15 protein-coding genes and 1 riboswitch are annotated in these 18,985 nt (G+C 41.4%); of the genes, 14 read left to right on the forward strand and 1 reads right to left on the reverse strand.

All coding sequences use genetic code 11. The annotated features are described in order from the left end of the window. The 4 genes from TOL5_RS00890 to lpxC all read left to right on the forward strand — a co-directional run bounded on the left by TOL5_RS00890 (position 1) and on the right by lpxC (position 4,566). The gene (locus tag TOL5_RS00890) at positions 1-855 is read left to right on the forward strand and encodes a cell division protein FtsQ/DivIB (protein WP_004826081.1); all 855 of its coding nucleotides are present in this window, start codon (positions 1-3) and stop codon (positions 853-855) included. Positions 856-918: 63 nt separating this feature from the next. Then, positions 919-2,181, forward strand: coding sequence for a cell division protein FtsA (gene ftsA, locus TOL5_RS00895; protein ID WP_004826082.1), 1,263 nt, complete (start codon positions 919-921; stop codon positions 2,179-2,181). 163 nt (positions 2,182-2,344) lie between these two features. After that, complete coding sequence (gene ftsZ / locus TOL5_RS00900) at positions 2,345-3,538, forward strand: cell division protein FtsZ (protein WP_004826084.1); 1,194 nt, start codon at positions 2,345-2,347, stop codon at positions 3,536-3,538. 125 nt (positions 3,539-3,663) lie between these two features. Continuing rightward, positions 3,664-4,566 carry a UDP-3-O-acyl-N-acetylglucosamine deacetylase gene (gene lpxC, locus TOL5_RS00905; RefSeq protein ID WP_009585483.1) on the forward strand — a complete coding sequence of 301 codons (903 nt, stop codon included), beginning with the start codon at positions 3,664-3,666 and terminating at the stop codon, positions 4,564-4,566. 98 nt (positions 4,567-4,664) lie between these two features. On the opposite strand, the gene TOL5_RS00910 is transcribed toward lpxC, so the two are convergent. Next, positions 4,665-5,114, reverse strand: a complete 450-nt coding sequence (locus TOL5_RS00910; protein WP_004826088.1) for a hypothetical protein — start codon at positions 5,112-5,114, stop codon at positions 4,665-4,667. 105 nt (positions 5,115-5,219) lie between these two features. Here TOL5_RS00910 and TOL5_RS00915 point away from each other — a divergent pair, with 105 nt between their 5' ends. The 10 genes from TOL5_RS00915 (at position 5,220) to recJ (ending at position 18,919) form a co-directional block, all read left to right on the forward strand. Next, positions 5,220-5,897, forward strand: coding sequence for a M23 family metallopeptidase (locus TOL5_RS00915; RefSeq protein ID WP_004826089.1), 678 nt, complete (start codon positions 5,220-5,222; stop codon positions 5,895-5,897). 282 nt (positions 5,898-6,179) lie between these two features. Then, positions 6,180-8,888 (forward strand): pyruvate dehydrogenase (acetyl-transferring), homodimeric type, encoded by a 2,709-nt coding sequence (aceE, locus tag TOL5_RS00920; RefSeq protein ID WP_005035172.1) that lies wholly within the window; start codon positions 6,180-6,182, stop codon positions 8,886-8,888. A 2-nt stretch (positions 8,889-8,890) separates the two neighbouring features. Continuing rightward, positions 8,891-10,879, forward strand: a complete 1,989-nt coding sequence (locus TOL5_RS00925; RefSeq protein ID WP_406935506.1) for a 2-oxo acid dehydrogenase subunit E2 — start codon at positions 8,891-8,893, stop codon at positions 10,877-10,879. Positions 10,880-11,013: 134 nt separating this feature from the next. Next, positions 11,014-11,170, forward strand: a riboswitch (yybP-ykoY riboswitch). Between the two features lie 89 nt (positions 11,171-11,259). Continuing rightward, the gene (locus TOL5_RS00930) at positions 11,260-11,838 is read left to right on the forward strand and encodes a TMEM165/GDT1 family protein (protein WP_004826097.1); all 579 of its coding nucleotides are present in this window, start codon (positions 11,260-11,262) and stop codon (positions 11,836-11,838) included. Positions 11,839-12,055: 217 nt separating this feature from the next. After that, a complete protein-coding gene (locus TOL5_RS00935; RefSeq protein ID WP_004826099.1) occupies positions 12,056-12,853 on the forward strand; it encodes an MBL fold metallo-hydrolase in 798 nt (265 codons plus the stop codon). A 90-nt stretch (positions 12,854-12,943) separates the two neighbouring features. Next, positions 12,944-13,309, forward strand: a complete 366-nt coding sequence (locus TOL5_RS00940) for a YkgJ family cysteine cluster protein (RefSeq protein ID WP_026040289.1) — start codon at positions 12,944-12,946, stop codon at positions 13,307-13,309. 300 nt (positions 13,310-13,609) lie between these two features. After that, positions 13,610-15,076 carry an IMP dehydrogenase gene (gene guaB / locus TOL5_RS00945; protein WP_004826103.1) on the forward strand — a complete coding sequence of 489 codons (1,467 nt, stop codon included), beginning with the start codon at positions 13,610-13,612 and terminating at the stop codon, positions 15,074-15,076. 117 nt (positions 15,077-15,193) lie between these two features. Continuing rightward, a complete protein-coding gene (gene glmM, locus TOL5_RS00950; protein ID WP_004826105.1) occupies positions 15,194-16,525 on the forward strand; it encodes a phosphoglucosamine mutase in 1,332 nt (443 codons plus the stop codon). A 33-nt stretch (positions 16,526-16,558) separates the two neighbouring features. Beyond that, entirely contained in the window at positions 16,559-17,215 is a 657-nt protein-coding gene (gene pdxH, locus TOL5_RS00955; RefSeq protein WP_009585520.1) for a pyridoxamine 5'-phosphate oxidase, read from the forward strand. Continuing rightward, positions 17,216-18,919 (forward strand): single-stranded-DNA-specific exonuclease RecJ, encoded by a 1,704-nt coding sequence (gene recJ, locus TOL5_RS00960; RefSeq protein ID WP_009585474.1) that lies wholly within the window; start codon positions 17,216-17,218, stop codon positions 18,917-18,919. The last annotated feature ends 66 nt before the right edge of the window (positions 18,920-18,985 follow it).

Genomic DNA, 18,985 nt, shown 5'->3' on the forward strand with positions numbered 1-18,985 from the left:
ATGGCTCAACTTCCTGCTTCGATGCGTCGCAAACGTGCGGCGATTACATCAATACACGATAAGCCACCGACACGTCAGGATAAGCTTCTGAACGTGGGTAGCTGGTTGCTTATGGTTGTTGCTATAGCTGTATTATTTGCAGGAATCTATGGTCTTTATAAAGTGATCACCGATGCGCGAGTTGCAACACTTGAAGTGGTGGGGACGAGTTCATCGGTCGAATCGCAAGCGATTACACAACACCTAAAACCTGTTGTGAAAGATAATTATTTCACCTCGGATTTGGAGCAAATTCGAGATAAAGCACTGGAAGTATCATGGGTAGACCGTGTTGTGGTATCACGCGCATGGCCAAATGGTATTCGAGTGCGCGTTATGCCGCGTCATGCAATCGCACGTTGGGGAACAGGGCGATTACTCAGTGATGCTGGAGATGTCTACAGTGAAGCAGTGGTGACCAATCATTCCAATTTGCCATTGCTTCATGGACCACTCAGCCAATCCAAAGTCATGATGCGTCGCTATAATGAAATTAACCAATTATTTCACCCAGTCAATTTACGTTTAAAAGAGCTTTATCTCACTGAACGGATGACTTGGTTTATGCAGTTTGATTCAGGTCTACGTGTGATTGTCGACCAAGATCAAACGATGAGTAAGCTACAACGTCTCAGTCACTTGGCACAAACAGACTTAAAACCCGTGTGGTCGAATATTTCTGCAATTGATTTGCGTTACCGAAATGGTCTGGCAATTCAGTGGAAAAATTCAGTTTCACCCAAAATTACCAACGGTCAGTTTGTTGTAACCAGTAATGACATAGGCGTTGCAGGTGGGATGGTTGCACAGCCATAATATGTGGCTTGAAAAAGAGGCGTAGAGCCAAACATAAACAATGAAGATAATGGTAGCAAAGCGATGAATGAAGCTGTTCCCTCAGTTGTTGCAATTGACATTGGGACACATAAAGTTTCAGTACTGATTGGTAAAGTACATGCCCCTGATAATATTCAGGTTATTGGCATGGCAAGCGCACGTAATAAAGGAATGAATAAAGGCAAAATTGTGAGCCTTGATAAAGTCACAAATGCAATTAAACAAGCCGTTCAAGAAGCTGAAGATATGGCTGAATGTCGTATACATTCAGCATGGGTGTCGATTCCAAGTACTGAATTACAAAGCCATTATGCAATTGGACGTACCCCGATTTCAAACGCAGAACGTACGATTACCACAACTGAGGTGGTACGTGCTCTAGAGTTGGCAAAAGCCAGTCATATGGCAGCTGATCACTATTTGGCGAGTGCTGTACCTTTAGGATTTGAGTTGGATGACTCAACTGAATGGGTACAAAATCCGATTAACTTATCTGCCAATAGTATGACTGCACATTATCAATTGATGATGATGCCGATCAGTACCATGCAGAACTTAGATCGCGCTATGAAAGGTGCCAATATTTCTGTTGAGAAAATGGTGGTTTCGTGTTTGGCAACTGCTGAGGGCAGTTTGCTGAAAGATGAAAAAGAATATGGTGTTTGCCTACTCGATATTGGTGCAGGTACCACCAATATTGCTGTTTATATAGAAGGTCATTTGGCTCTAGCCAGCACCATTCAATGTGGTGGTGAAAATGTTACACGTGATATTGCGACAGTGTTGCAGACCACCACTGAAGAAGCTGAACGGATTAAGTTGCTTCATGGCTGTGTCGATATCCATCAAGTCAAACCTGATCACATGATCCAGTTTGAGGCAATTGATGGTCCGCAAACCATCAGTCGCATAGAACTTGCTGAAATCATTATTGCACGTTATGAAGATATTTTAACTAAAGTGCGCTACGAACTAGAGCAGCGTGGTGCCTTGCAAAGCTTGTATCATGGTGTTGTACTGACAGGTGATGTTTGTCAAATTGAAGGCATGGTGACTTTGGCGCGTCGTATGTTGGGCGTTTCTGCACATCTAGGCAATCCACCTTTACAGGTGGTCACTGACGATCAGAACTTACCTTCATTACGTCGTTCAATGTATGCTACAGCGGCAGGCTTACTTTTATTTAGTCAAAGTGACATGCAAGAGGCGATTGAGGAGCCTGAAGTTCAAGGGGGAAGACCATTCTTTGACCGAATTGTGAATGGTTGGAATGCCTTGAATAACAAATTAAAAGGTATTTTTTAGGTGTATTTTTTTTGGGAATATTGTTAGGAAGTTGTAAGTGTTCTATCCAATACTTGACAAGCTCTGTAATGAACAGCATCCTAAAAACAATTTTTATTATTGAAGATCAAGGCAGTATACGGGCTTAAGTGACTGCCACATTATATTAGGAAATCTAAAGGTCATGGCCTCATTTGAATTTTTAGACGATGGACAAACCGATAACAACGGTCAAGCCCGTTTTACTGTGTTTGGTGTTGGCGGCGGCGGTGGTAATGCTGTACAACACATGGTGCAATCTGACATTAAAGGGGTGAAATTTGTCTGTGCAAATACAGATAAACAAGCCCTGGATCGTATGAATGCACCTTTTAAAATGCAACTTGGTGAGCAAAGTACGCGAGGTCTAGGTGCAGGTGCGAATCCAGATGTAGGTCAAATTGCTGCTGAAGAAAGCCGCGAGCAAATTCGTCAGCACCTTGAAGGTGCAGATATGGTGTTTGTCACTGCCGGTATGGGTGGTGGTACGGGCACAGGCGCTGCACCAGTTGTTGCTGAAATTGCTCAGGAAATGGGAATTTTAACTGTAGGTGTTGTGACTACGCCATTCAATTTTGAAGGTCGTCGCCGTCAGCGTTCAGCTGAAAAAGGCATCGAAGCATTAGAGCAGCATGTTGATTCTTTAATTATTATTCCGAACCAACGTCTTCTCAGCGTATATGGTGACATCTCGATGCAAGATGCTTACCGTAAAGCTGATGATGTATTGTTGAATGCGGTTCGTAGTATTTTTGATTTAGTGGTACGTCCAGGTCATATTAACCTTGACTTTGCTGACTTAAAAACTGCAATGAGTACCCGCGGTTATGCCATGATGGGTGAAGGCAAAAGCAGTGGTCCAGATCGTGCTGAAGAAGCTGCACGTTTGGCGATTCGTAGCCCATTGCTTGATAACGTCAACATCATGAACGCTAAAGGTGTGTTGATCAATATCACTGGCGGTGCAGATGTGACATTACGTGAAACAGAAGTGATCACGGATGTTGTCAACCAGATCGTTGACCTTGAAGAAGGTGAAGTGTTCTTTGGTACTGTGTTTGATCCCGATGCGCGTGATGAAATTCGTGTGACAGTGATAGCTACAGGTTTGACGCGTAACGCAAGTGACGCGACTGAAGCGAAACGTAGAACACATGTAAATAGTGCTGCTCAAGCTCATTTACAACAAGCACAACATCATGCTGTAGATGAAGATGATATTCCTGCGATCAATAAACAGCGTCAGGAAGAGGGTGCACCTGTGACGGCGCCGAGTTCAAATGGTCGTTCTACGCCAATGAGTATTCAAGATTATTTGAAAAATCAACAGCGTAAATAATTGATAAATATTAATAATATTTAATATTGTCGAAAAAGGTAGTGAGATTCATTACCTTTTTTGTTTTTTATCAATGGCTAAATGTGCTAACGTATAGCGGATTTGAGAACGAAGACCGAATTAGCATGTTGAAACAACGTACCCTGAAGCGAGTCGTTAAAGCGAGTGGCATCGGACTACATAGTGGACAAAAAGTCATGATTAACTTTTTGCCTCATGTGGCGGATGGGGGTATTGTATTTCGACGCATCGATTTAAATCCACCTGTCGATATCCCTGCGGATGCCATGCTGATCCAAGAAGCATTTATGTGTTCAAACTTGGTCAGTAAAGAAACTAAGGTGGGCACGATTGAGCATGTCACCAGTGCGATTGCGGGATTGGGGATTGATAACCTGATTATCGAAGTCTCAGCGTCTGAAATTCCGATTATGGATGGAAGTGCAGGTCCATTTATTTACTTACTCATGCAAGGTGAGTTGGTTGAACAAGATGCACCAAAGAAATTTATCCGAATTTTAAAACCTGTTGAAGCACTGATAGACGATAAGCGTGCAATTTTTTCTCCTCATGATGGGTTCCAAATCAACTTTACCATCGACTTTGATCATCCAGCCTTTGCTAAAGAATATCAATCCGCAACCATTGATTTTTCAACTGAAACATTTGTATATGAAGTTAGTGGTGCGCGTACCTTTGGCTTTATGAAGGATTTAGATTATTTAAAAGCCAACAATCTAGCATTGGGGGCAAGTTTGGATAATGCTGTGGGTTTAGATGATACTGGCGTCGTCAATGAAGAAGGTTTACGTTTTGCTGACGAGTTCGTGCGTCATAAAATTTTAGATGCCGTTGGTGATTTATATTTGCTTGGACATCAAATTATTGCCAAATTTGATGGTTACAAATCGGGTCATGCACTAAATAATCAACTTTTACGCAATGTGAAAAGTGATCCAAGCAGCTATGAAATTGTAACATTTGATGACGAGAAATTGTGTCCAATTCATTTCGTCAATGTGACATAAGTCATTGTGTTCTCTAGATTGTGTTATAGTGTAACATTAATAAATGTGAATTGAGTCATATTTTAAACAGTTTCAAATCTTAATTTTATCTATTCTGTTTACTTTTTATTGCTTGCCAAACGTAGTAGAGCTTGGCTAAGCTTAGGGTCGTTCACAAAACTAGCGGCATTTTGTAACATTTCGGATGTTGCGGGTTGCATCGAGCTTACCGTTTTATGGGGTTGTAAGGACGTTTCAGTATTGGTATTTTCAATATGTAATCGGACTTGTAGTTTTTGTAAATCACGTAGTTCATTGATTTGTGATAATTGAGAAATATACTGCTTTTGAAGATAACCGAGTTGACTAATCATGGCTTGATTTTCACCGGTAATCGTCAAAATACCGTATTGATAACAGACAACTCGCCAATTCTCAGGTTGAGGAAGTAGCGGTTGAATTAATTTAGTAAGTTTTTGCCATTCAGCAACTTGCTTTGTAAGAAACGATAAGTTTCCTGTTTTTAAGTGTTGTCTTGTTGGTTGGAAGACGTTTTTGGGTTCAGACATACATTGTTCCTACATATTTATGTCCTATCTTAAGCGCTCGTTTCACCAGATATCAAGGATGAGATCACACAAGAAACTTGACTAAGAACAGTTAAAGAGGTTTTTATGCACACGCGACGTATTTTATTAGCTTTTACACTAGCTGCTTCAGCTGCTACTGCGACATTTGCAGACTTGATTCAAACTCCAGATCGTTTAGAAAAATTATCCAAGACACTTTCTCAAGGTTCTTACAATCCAGATGATTTAGACCTTCCTGCTTCAGCAAAGATGAATGTCACGCTACGCAGTTCAGATGCTCCAATCGAGTTAAACAACGCAAGCATTGCTAAAAAATACGGTTCTAGCTCAAATTCCACTTCTCGTTATTCAGCAAGTTCTCCATATTCATGGTTAGTCACGCATCCTCTTCCAGACATGAAGCGTGTGAGTTCTGATTTCGGTGGTCGTACCATGGGTGGTCGCGCTGAACATCATTCAGGTTTAGACCTTTCTGCACCAAGTGGTACACCAATCTATGCTACAGGTCCTGGTATTGTAACCAAATCAGGTTGGGGTACAGGCTATGGTCAATATGTTGAAATCAACCATGGCAATGGCTATATCACACGTTATGCACATGCCTCACGTCTGATTGCGCGTGTAGGTGATCAAGTCAAAGCAGGTGAGCATATTGCCAATGTAGGCTGTACAGGTCGTTGCACAGGTCCACATTTACATTATGAAGTTGTAAAAGATGGTCAACGCAAGAACCCTTCTTCTTACTTAGCGATGTTGCCATAAAACAATCACGTAATTCATTGAGTGTCTATGTTGGATATTGAGGATGATATTCAGTGTCGCGTTGAATTAAATCCTGTATTCAGACTAGCATTAAATTGAATTTATATTGTGTAAAAAACCGCCATTATTGGCGGTTTTTTGTTATTTTAAGTGTCATTTAGTCAACAACTATTTAGTTCCTAAATAATACCTACAATCTGCATTCGTCTGTAACGATAACTTAACAGGGCTAAAACATGATACATATAATATATAGAAAATTATTCAAGGAGTAAGTGGAAAATGGCGTATTACGGTGATAGCGACGCTCAGGAAACACAAGAATGGCAAGATGCCTTTGATTCAGTGCTCCAGCATATGGGGACTGAACGTGCTGCGTTTTTATTAGAAAAATTATATCAGCAAGCCATTTCAAAGCATGTTCCCATTCAGCGTCTAAATACTCCTTATTTAAATACCATTCCTGTAGAAGAGTCTCCAGCAATGCCGGGCGACCAAGATATGGAACGTCGCATTCGTGCATTGATCCGTTGGAATGCCTTGGCAATGGTATTGCGTGCCAATAAAACAGGTGATGACTTAGGTGGTCACTTGGCAAGTTTCGCTTCATCTGCAACTTTATATGATGTTGGTTTTAACCATTTCTTCCGCGCCAATAGTGATAGCTTTGGCGGCGATATGATCTATTACCAAGGGCACTGTGCGCCTGGTATTTATGCGCGTTCATTCTTGGAAGGTCGCTTAACTGAAGATCAATTGAGTAACTTCCGTCGTGAAGTCGGTGGTCAAGGGCTTTCAAGCTATCCGCATCCTTATTTAATGCCTGACTATTGGCAGTTCCCAACGGTTTCGATGGGTCTTGGTCCAATCATGTCGATCTATCAAGCACATATTCAAAAATATTTAATGAATCGAGGTTTGATCAAGGAAGAAAACCGTAAGGTTTGGGCTTATCTTGGCGATGGTGAAATGGATGAGCCAGAAAGCTTGGGTGCGATTTCGCTGGCAGGTCGTGAAAAACTCGATAACTTAATCTGGGTGGTTAACTGTAACTTACAACGCTTAGATGGTCCTGTTCGTGGTAATGGTAAAATTATTCAAGAGCTTGAATCGTTATTCCGTGGCGCTGGCTGGCGTGTGATTAAAGTGGTTTGGGGACGTCATTGGGACCCTCTACTTGATAAAGATACTTCTGGTGCTTTAAAAGCATTAATGGATGAAACTTTAGATGGCGAATATCAACGTTACCAAGTAAAAGGCGGTGCGTATACTCGCGAAAAATTCTTTGGCAGATATCCAGAAGCTGCGGAATTAGTGAAAGGCTTGAGCGATGAAGATATTGATAATCTAAATCGTGGTGGTCATGACCCATATAAAGTTTATGCAGCTTATGCAGCAGCAATGACCAGTAACGGTCAACCTACAGTGATCTTGGCGAAAACTGTAAAAGGTTATGGTTTGTCTGATGAAATCGAAGCAGTTAACAAAACGCATCAAATCAAGAAAATGCAACTTGATTCATTAAAATATGTGCGTGATCGCTTCAATTTACCATTCAATGACGAACAGCTTGAAGAATTACCATTCTATCGTCCTGGTGAAAACTCGCCTGAATTGAAATATATGAAAGCTCGTCGTGAAGCTTTAGGTGGTTATCTACCTGCACGTCGTAAAGAAAGCGAAGCTTTGGCGATTCCTGAACTTTCAGTATTTGATGGTGTATTGAAAGGCAGTGGTGGTAAAGAACAATCTACGACGATGGTGATGGTGCGCTTGATTGCAGCATTGTTAAAAGAAAAAGCCATTAAAGACCGTGTTGTTCCAATTGTACCTGATGAAGCTCGTACTTTCGGTTTAGAAGGGATGTTCCGTCAGTTGGGTATCTACGCTGCACACGGACAAAACTATACGCCTGAAGACCAAGAACAGCTCATGAACTATCGTGAAGCAAAAGATGGTCACATGTTACAAGAAGGGATCAATGAAGCAGGTGCGATGAGTGCTTGGTCAGCATTGGGTACCAGTTATTCCACCAATAACTTGCCAATGATTCCAATGTATATGTACTACTCTATGTTTGGTTTCCAACGTATTGGTGATATTGCATGGGCTGCAGGTGACTCTCAAGCACAAGGTTTCTTGTGTGGTGCAACAGCAGGTCGTACAACTTTGAATGGTGAAGGCTTACAACACCAAGATGGTCATTCACATATCTTGGCAGCAACTATTCCAAACTGCGTGGCTTATGATCCTTGCTTTGGTTATGAGTTGGCTGTGATTGTGCATGATGGTTTACAACGCATGTATGTCAATCAAGAACGTGTGTTCTATTACTTGACACTCATGAATGAAAACTATGATCAACCTGCATTGCCTGAAGGTGCTGAAGAAGGCATCAAGCGTGGTATGTATTTATTCAACCAAGATGAAAAAGCCACAGTTCAGTTGTTGGGCTCAGGTGTAATTTTACGTGAAGTTATCAAAGCGGCACAAATTTTACGTGATGAATACCAAATTCATTCTAATGTGTGGAGCGTAACAAGCTTCAATGAGTTAGCACGTGATGGTATGGCTGTTGAAGAATACAATCGCTTGCACCCACTTGAAGATGGTAAAGAATCTTGGGTGTCTCAGCAGTTACGTGATACCGATGGTATTGTCGTTTCAGCAACAGATCATATGCGCGCATATAGCGAACAGATCCGAGCTTACCTTCCAGATAGCCGTCCATATGTAACTTTAGGTACAGATGGTTATGGTCGTTCAGATACACGTGGCAACTTGCGTAGCTATTTCGGTGTAGATGCTGCTCATATCGTGGTTGCAACATTGAAAAAACTTGCCGATGAAGGTGAAGTGGACGCACGTTTAGTAAAAGATGCGATCTCTTCGTTTGAACTTGATGTTGACCGTCCAGTTGCATGGTTACCTCAAGCACATCCATCTGTGCAAGAAGTTGCAGCTTATACTGAATCTACTGAGGAGAAATAATGATGCAAATTACAACTCCTGATATTGGTGTAGATAAGGCAACGGTTGCCGAAATCCTCGTCAAGGTCGGCGATACCATTGCTGTAGATGACAGTATCGTTTTGCTGGAATCTGATAAAGCCTCTGTTGAAGTGCCTAGCACTTCAGCAGGTGTAGTAAAACGTATTGCGGTTGCTGAAGGTGACGAAGTTTCAGAAGGTGCAGTATTGATTGAAGTTGAATCTGCTGATGCAACTGTGACAGAAGCCGCTGAAGTACCTGCTCAAGAGCCAGCAAAAGCAGAAGCTGTTGCAGAAGTTAAAACTGAGTCTGTGGCGCCTGTGGCAAATTCAGCATCTACAAATACGACATCACAAACAGTTGAAGTGAAAGTTCCAGATATTGGTGTGGAAAAAGCTTTAGTAGGCGAAGTGTTAGTAAAAGTTGGTGATGAAATTGTTGTGGACGATAGCATTGTTGTTGTCGAATCAGATAAAGCCACAGTTGAAGTTCCAAGTACAGTCGCAGGTACAGTTGAAAGTGTTGTCGTTAAAGAAGGCGACAGTGTAAAAGAGGGCGTGCTACTCATTACGGTGAAAACTGCAGGTGATTCCGCAACGTCAACGACACCGTCTGCTGAAAAGTCTCAGCAAACAACTACAGCATCTGCTCAAGTCCCAGCACAAGAACAGTCCGCTGTGACTCAATCAGGTAAAGTTGAGGTCACTGTGCCAGATTTGGGCGTGGACAAAGCGACTATTTCTGAAATCTTGGTCAATGTGGGTGACCGTGTTGAAAAAGATCAAAGTCTTTGTGTTGCGGAATCTGATAAAGCATCTGTAGAAGTGCCAAGCACAGTTGCAGGTGTGGTCAGTGCTATTCATGTGGAATTGAATCAGTCTGTGACTCAAGGTACCGCTTTGGTGACCATTGAAGCAGAAGGTCAAGCAACACCAGCTCCTCAAGCGAAGCCTGCAACTCAATCATCGCAAGAAACAGCACCAGTCGCAGCTCAAGCACCGACTACTGCATCTGCAAAAGTTGAGACGCTTACTGCTGTAGACTCGGGTGAGAAATTATCAAAAGCACAGCAAGCTGAAAATGCCAAAGTCTATGCGGGTCCAGCTGTGCGTAAACTTGCACGTGAATTGGGCGTTATACTTTCTCAAGTTCAAGCTTCTGGTCCACATGCACGTGTGATGAAAGACGATGTTTTTGCTTTTGTTAAAGCGAAACTGACTGCACCACAAGCAGCGCCACAAACTACAGTTGCTCAGGTTGCTTCAGGTTTACCTGCTTTACCAGACTTCAGCGCATTTGGTGGTAGTGAAATTGCGCCAATGACACGTTTACAGCAAGTGTCTGTACCGCAGTTGTCACTGAACAATTTTATTCCGCAAGTAACACAATTTGATTTGGCGGATATTACTGAGCTTGAAGCTTGGCGTGGTGAACTCAAAGGTAAGTTTAAGCAAGACGGTATAAGCTTAACCATTCTTGCTTTTATTGCGAAAGCTGTAGCGTTCTTGTTGAAAGAAGAACCTTATTTTGCAGGTCATCTTGCTGACGATCAAAAGTCAGTGGTGTTACGTAAGGAAATTCATATGGGAATCGCAGTGGCGACACCAGATGGATTAACTGTTCCTGTATTGCGCAATCCTGACCAAAAATCAATTAAGCAAATTGCGATCGAATTGGGTGAGTTGAGTAAAAAAGCACGTGATAAGAAACTTTCTCCGAAAGATCTGCAAGGTGCCAACTTTACAATTACCAGCTTAGGTTCAATTGGTGGTACAGCGTTTACACCTTTGGTCAACTGGCCACAAGTTGCAATCTTGGGAATTTCACCTGCCACCATGCAGCCAGTTTGGAATGGTTCAGGTTTTGATCCGAAATTGATGTTGCCACTGTCATTGTCTTATGACCATCGTGTGATTAATGGTGCGGATGCGGCTCGATTTACCAATAAATTGACCAAGTTGTTATCGGACATTCGTAACATCTTGCTTTAAGTTTTAAATTTAAGAAAACCTCGCTTTATGCGGGGTTTTTTTATATTTAAGCCGATCAAATCTTTTGCTTTGATTGGTGTTTAAGATATTGAATAGTAAAAATTGAAAATAAACTGAAAAGCATTGTAGAATAGTTGTACTTCATTGGGGAGTAGCCGCTGTTTGTTATCAATACGATAATAAATGGGTGATGATCAACATAATTACTCAACAGAGTATGGTCATCATAGCAAAGAACCAATTTAGCTGAAGGCATGTACTCAGCTATCTTTTGTTGGCAAGACCTTTGATTTATCACTCCGCGTTGGATAGGTGACTATTCATATTGGCTAGCAGGAGGGGTAAGTCATCGGTAAATATTGCTAGCCAGAGACTTTGACATGTTAAATGCCTTCCTCATCTCTTTGGTGGTTGTTGCTTTATCCGAAATGGGCGATAAAACGCAACTACTCGCATTACTTCTTGCTGCACGTTTCCGTAAACCTATTCCGATTTTATTCGCGATTCTGATTGCGACATTGGTCAATCATGGCGTGTCAGCTGTGCTGGGGCAATGGATTACCACAGTACTCAGTCCAACTGTTCTGTTATGGATCGTTTCACTCGGCTTTATCGCCATGGCAGGTTGGATGCTGATTCCAGACGAACTGGATGATGAATCTGAAAGCATCAATAAATGGCAGAAATATGGGGTCTTTGGTGCAACATTTGTGTTGTTCTTCCTGGCTGAAATCGGTGATAAAACTCAAATTGCGACAGTAGCACTTGCTGCACGTTTTGACAGTATCGGATGGGTCACTCTAGGGACTACACTGGGCATTATGTTGGTCAATGCACCTGCTGTATTTATTGGTAATAAGTTGGCAGATAAATTACCAATTTCTTTAATTCATAAAATTGGCGCAGCGATATTCTTTATCATTGGTGTTGCCGCATTGGTACAACATTACTTTTTTTAAGGCTGTTTTTTCGATGCAGCTTTAAGCTGTGATTGGATCAGCACCTTTTCAAGATAAAAAAACTCAACCTAGTGTTGGGTTTTTTATTATTTTGAGAATAATCACACAAATAATCATAAAACTTAGGTTGTATATTTATTGTAACTTTGAAGAAAACCTTATATGTTGTATGGGATAAATAAAGATTTATTTTAAAAAAGGTTTTGGGGTTCTGGGTATGGCTTTAGATCGCACCACATCGCAAGTTTTGTTTGATAATGGCACACATAAATGTATTAGTTTTACCAGTTTGGTGAAAGGCGAAGGTGTACAAGCCAATCAATTTTTGATTCTCAATAATGAACGTGCAGCAGTTTTGGATCCAGGTGGTGATTTAACTTATGTACCTTTAACTATGGAATTAAATAAATACACACGTTTGCAAAACCTAGACTATGTGATGGCATCTCATCAAGACCCTGACATTATTACCTCAATGCCACGTTGGTTAGTGTATACCGATGCTAAAGTGGTCGCTTCTAAGTTGTGGGCGCGCTTTTTACCTCACTTAAATTCCGCTTTTATGAGTGACCGTATGAAAGGCGGTTGGTTAGAACGTTTGATTGAGTTACCTGATCAAGGGGGTTCAATTCCTTTGGGTGAAACTCGAATTATTGTCGTTCCTGCACATTTCTTACATTCAGTAGGGAATTTTCAGTTTTACGACCCCATCTCTAAAATTTTATTTTCTGGGGATATGGGGGCATCTATTGTTGATGATGCATCTACACCGATAGATGATTTTAATAGTCATATTCCAAGTATGCGTGGTTTTCATCAACGGTATATGTGTACCAACAGAATCATTCGCTTATGGGTGAAAATGGTGCGTCAGATGGATATTGAGATGATCGTACCTCAGCATGGCAAACCTTTTATTGGAAAGGAAATGATCAATCAATTTTTAGATTGGATTGAAAATTTACAGTGTGGTGTTGATTTGATGGATGAGACCGTGTTTACCTGTCCTCAATAAAAAAACTCAAAAAATCTATTGTGTTTGGATACGACTTTTTTTAGGATTTTCTTGCCAAAATCTTAAACTGATAACGAGAATCTTAAAAAAATGTTGTCACAAATCTCAGCACAGGATGCGTGCTTAAACTGTGGGGCGTGTTGCGCCTTTTTCCGAGTCTCATTTTATTGGGCGGAGGGAGAAGCAATGCCTTCAGATTATGTAGAACCGTTAACTGCAGTATATTCATGTATGCAAGGGACCAATCAAAAACAACCCCGTTGTATTGCATTGGATGGTGTTGTTGGACAGCAGGTCAGTTGTACCATGTATGAACAACGCAGTTCATCTTGTAAAGAGGTGCAGGCTGGGGATGCACAATGTGCCAAAGCAAGGCAGGCACATAATTTAATTCCTTTGATTGATATTGATGTCATGACACCCAGTAATGATGAAGATTTTGATCAGGTGTGCTAATGCTGCAATGGAGAAGTTTAGGATACGAGAAGATTTTTTTACAAGAGATACAAGCTCTAATCATATATTGAGTCGTTTTTTGACAGTAGCCTAGAGTTGTTTAAAAAGCAGAGACTGTCAGCTGACAGTTTGCTGTGGTGTTAAATCCACTATAATTTTATATTCAAAGCCCATTTTTATTTCAATAAGATACTGAAAAATAAAGGGTGATCGAGAATAAGATAAATCCGCACAATAAAAAATGAAAATTGAACGGAAATTTGTATATAATAGCTCACGGAAATTACCAGCGAGACTGTTATGTTGACCATCGTTCAAGAAGCGTTAACCTTCGATGATGTCTTATTACTCCCTGCCTATTCTACTATCCTCCCAAAAGATGTCTCTCTAAAGACACGCCTCACACGCGGCATTCAACTGAACATACCTATGGTTTCAGCAGCAATGGATACAGTGACTGAGTCACGTATGGCGATTGCAATGGCGCAAAATGGTGGTATCGGTATTTTACATAAAAACATGGATATTTCTGCGCAAGCTGCAGAAGTTCGCCGTGTGAAAAAATTTGAAGCAGGCATGGTGAAAGATCCTATCACCGTGACTCCTGAAACGACGATTCGTGACTTGATTGCGATTACTCAAGCCAACAATATCAGTGGTGTACCTGTTGTTAAAGACGGCAAGGTTGTTGGAATTGTGACAGGACGAGATACTCGTTTTGTGACCAATTTAGAGCAACCTGTAAGTAACATCATGACCGGGCAAGATCGTCTTGTGACTGTTCGTGAAAATGAGTCTAAAGAAAATATTCAAGCATTGTTACAACAACATCGCATTGAAAAAGTGTTGGTGGTGGATGATAACCATGCCTTAAAAGGTTTGATTACTGTCACTGATTTCCGCAAAGCAGAATCTTATCCAAATAGTTGTAAAGACGAATTAGGTCGTTTACGTGTTGGTGCTGCGGTGGGTACTGGTGCAGAAACGCCAAGCCGTGTTGAAGCTTTAGTAGAGGCAGGTGTCGATGCGATTGTGGTAGATACTGCGCATGGTCACTCTGCAGGCGTGATTGAGCGTGTACGTTGGGTCAAAGCCAATTTCCCACAAGTTCAAGTCATTGGCGGAAATATCGCAACAGGTGATGCGGCATTGGCATTGCTTGACGCGGGTGCAGATGCTGTAAAAGTCGGGATTGGTCCTGGTTCAATCTGTACAACACGTATTGTTGCGGGTATTGGTATGCCGCAAATTTCAGCAATTGATAGTGTTGCAAATGCACTGAAAGATCAAATTCCGTTAATTGCTGATGGTGGTATTCGCTTCTCTGGCGATATGGCGAAAGCGATTGGTGCTGGTGCAAGTACCATTATGGTGGGTTCACTCATGGCAGGTACTGAAGAAGCACCTGGTGAAGTTGAATTCTTCCAAGGTCGTTACTACAAAGCTTACCGTGGTATGGGTTCTTTGGGTGCAATGGCAGGTGCAACAGGTTCTGCAGACCGCTATTTCCAAGACTCTAAAGCAGGTGCTGAAAAGTTAGTTCCAGAAGGTATTGAAGGTCGTGTACCTTACAAAGGACCAATGGGTAACATCGTACATCAAATGATGGGCGGTTTACGTTCATCAATGGGCTATACAGGTTCCGCAACCATTGAAGATCTTCGCCAAAATGCAAAATTTGTGAAAATTACTGCAGCAGGTATGCAAGAGTCGCATGTGCATGATGTCACGATTACTAAAGAAGCACCGAACTATCGAGTGGGTTAATCTTTTGTAATATTTTGATTGAAAAAAGCCGTCAGTTTATGACGGCTTTTTTATTTTGGTGTAAAGTATAAACGTGAAAAATTGATTGTTATACAACGCATAATAAGTGGGTAAAAAATGAGTTATTTCGGTACAGATGGGATTCGTGGAAAATTTGGTGAACTCCCAATTACCCCTGAATTTGCACTTAAACTGGGGTTTGCTGCGGGTAAAGTATTAAAGCAAATTAGCCCAAAAACAAAACCTATTGTGGTTTTAGGTAAAGATACACGTTTATCTGGTTATATTCTTGAAGCAGCATTACAGGCAGGCTTAAATGCAGCAGGTGTTTATGTGCACTTGTTAGGACCGTTACCTACCCCAGCGATTGCCCATTTAACGCGTGCATTGCATGCCAATTTAGGGATCGTCATTTCTGCATCACACAATCCTTATTTTGATAATGGCATTAAATTTTTCTCAGATGAAGGCAAGAAACTACCTGATACGATTCAAGAAGCGATTAACCGTGAATTAGAAAAAGATATAGTCATTGAAGACACCGCTAACTTGGGTAAAAGTGTACGTGTTAAAGATGCCAATGGGCGATATATTGAATTTTGCAAATCGACGTTCCCGTATCATTTCAATTTACGCCATTTAAAAATTGTTGTGGATTGCGCCAATGGTGCAGCTTATAGCGTGGGTCCTGCGGTGTTCCGTGAATTGGGTGCCAAAGTGATTGCACTTTATAATGATCCTGACGGTTTAAATATCAATAAAGATTGTGGGTCAACACATCCTGAAAACTTACAAAAAGCTGTTGTGGAGCATCAAGCAGATTTAGGCATTGCTTTTGATGGCGATGCTGACCGTGTTGTTTTGGTTGATCGTCATGGAAAGCTGGTAGATGGTGACCATATTCTTTATATCTTAGCCACACAGTCCTCACAGAAACCAGCAGGTGTAGTGGGTACAGTGATGAGTAACATGGCTTTGGAATTGGCATTGGAAAAGGCAAAAGTACCTTTTGTGCGTGCTAAAGTGGGTGACCGCTATGTTTTACAAAATCTAGAAGAAAACAACTGGGTCATTGGCGGTGAGCCATCAGGTCATATTTTGACTTTAGACAAGAGCACCACAGGTGATGCCATTATCGCGGCACTGCAAGTATTGACGGTGTTGGTTGAGCAAAATAAAGCTTTGGATGAATTGGTCGCCGAGTTTAAAACTTTGCCCAATGTTTTGGTCAATGTACGCCTTGAACAAATGTTTGACCCATATGCAGTGCCTGCCTTGGTTGCTGAATTTGATAAAGCAGAAACATTACTCAAAGGGCGTGGTCGAATTTTAATTCGTAAATCTGGGACTGAACCGATTATCCGTGTTATGGTAGAAGGTGATGATTTGCAAGAAGTCACTGATTTAGCAAATCATTTAGCAGATGCTGTACGCAAAAATGCTGCCTAAAAATAGTATCTAATCTGTAGAAGGTTTGGGTTCATGAGTGATGTGATTAAAGATTTAAGCGAGCTTCGTTTAACCTATCAGAAAGGTGAACTGCATGAGGAACAGGTGGATGCCCATCCACACCAACAGTTTCTCAATTGGTTTAATTTGGCTTTAGAAGCCAAGCTTCATGAACCTTATGCAATGTCCCTGGCGACTGCAAATGCACAAGGTCGCCCGCATGTGAGGACAGTGTTATTGCGTGGTGCAACCGAAGCTGGTTATGACTTTTATACCAACTATGACAGTCAAAAAGGTTTGGATTTAGCTGAAAATCCTTTTGCAGAACTTCTCTTTTACTGGCCGGAGTTGGAGCGCCAAGTCCGTGTTAGTGGTCAAGTCGAGAAAATATCTGAGCAAGAGTCTACTGATTATTATCACAAGCGTCCACGCGATAGCCAAATTGCAGCGCATATCAGTACACCTCAAAGTGGGGTGATTGCGAATCGTGAACAACTTCAACAACGCTTTCAAGCACTGTATGATCAAGTTGCGGAGAAAGACCAACTGGTAAAACCTGAGTTTTGGGGAGGCTATCGTTTGCAACCCGACTATTATGAGTTTTGGCAAGGTCGTCCAAATCGTTTACATGATCGTTTAACGTATGAAAAAACAGATGGATTTTGGAAATTACAACGTTTGATGCCATAAATGCAAAAAATACAAATTAAACAACGACCACTGTTGACACGCCCTGATCATTTTCAGGGCGTATCACCGTTTATTGCTGAACTTTTGGCAAGACGTGGAGTGCAGTCGGAACAAGAACTTGATTTAAAACTGAAATATTTACTTGCACCCAAAATGAAAGGTTTGGAGCAGGCGATTCAGATCATCGACCAAGCCATAGATGAACAGAAAAAAATCGTCATTGTGGGGGATTATGATGCCGATGGTGCGACCAGTACAGCACTGATGATATTGGCTTTAAATGAAATGGGAGCAAATGTTCAATATCTAGTGCCTGATCGTTTTAAATATGGTTATGGTCTCACCCCTAAGATTGCCGATTTAGCTTTTGAAAAATTTCAACCCGATTTATTGGTCACTGTAGATAATGGAATTTCCAGTCATGCAGGAGTTGATCAAGCGCATTTACTGGGTATGCAGGTCATTATTACCGACCACCATTTGACTACCAAGCAAACACCTCAAGCTGAAGCTGTGGTGAATCCGAATCAACTGGGATGTGAGTTTCCAAGCAAGGCATTGGCGGGTGTGGGGGTTGCTTTTTATTTATTGGCGAATTTAAGCAGTCATCGTGCAAAACTTGCTAAATCGACTGCAAAAATGCAGCAATATTTAGATTTGGTTGCTTTAGGCACTTATGCCGATGTGGCAAGTCTGGATTATAACAATCGGATTTTGGTCGATGCAGGTGTGAAGCGAATTCAGCAAAATCAGTGTCGTGCTGGAATCAGTGCATTGTTGGATATCGCAGGGCGTGATCCAGCTGAGTTAAAAGCTTCTGATTTAGGGTTTGTCTTAGGTCCTCGAATTAATGCGGCAGGACGTATGGAAACCATGGATATTGGGATTGAATGTCTATTGGCAACTGATATGCAAACTGCCTATGCATTGGCGCGTCAGTTGAACGATTTAAATTTGGAGCGCCGTCAAGTTGAATCACAAATAAAGCAAGAAGCACTGACTGAGCTAGAACAACTTGAATTAGACCAAGACAATTTACCCGCTGCGTTGGTGATGTTTGAAGAGCATTGGCATCAAGGCGTGATTGGTATTGTGGCAGGGCGTTTAAAAGAACAATTTCATCGTCCGAGTATTGTATTTGCTGCCGATAAAGATGGCATTCATATCAAAGGATCTGCTCGCTCAATAGAGGGTATCCATATTCGAGATATGATTGAAAAAGTGGCAGAACAGTATCCTGATTTAATTAGCCATTTTGGTGGTCATGCTGCTGCGGCAGGTTTGACCATTCAAAAGCAAGATTTTGAAGCATTTAAGCAGCGTTTTACTGAACTGGTTGCTCAATCAGATGAATCTCTGTTTCAAGCGGTGTTATGGACAGACGGTGAATTACCTGCTCAAGCCTTTCAACTGCAAACGGTTGATACACTCGAACAATTGGGTCCTTGGGGGCAAAAGTTTCCTGCCCCTGTGTTCGAAGGGCAGTTTAAGGTGATTGACTACCGCTGGCTGAAAGATGCTCATTTAAAATTGCGTTTGGCTTTAGCAGATGGGCAGGCTGTGGATGCTATTGCATTTAATGTTCGTGATAAATTCAATTTTGATCCGATGCAGGATCGTGTTCGTATCGTCTATGAGTTAGATAAAAATCAATTCAATGGCAATGTGAGTTTGCAATTGCGAATGTTGCATTTGGAACAGTAATTTCAAATGAAAAAGCGCTGATGTAGGCGCTTTTTTATTGGCATATGATTAAAAAATAATGAGTTA

It is taken from the genome of Acinetobacter sp. Tol 5 (assembly GCF_019702905.1).
Classification (GTDB): Bacteria; Pseudomonadota; Gammaproteobacteria; order Pseudomonadales; family Moraxellaceae; genus Acinetobacter; species Acinetobacter bereziniae.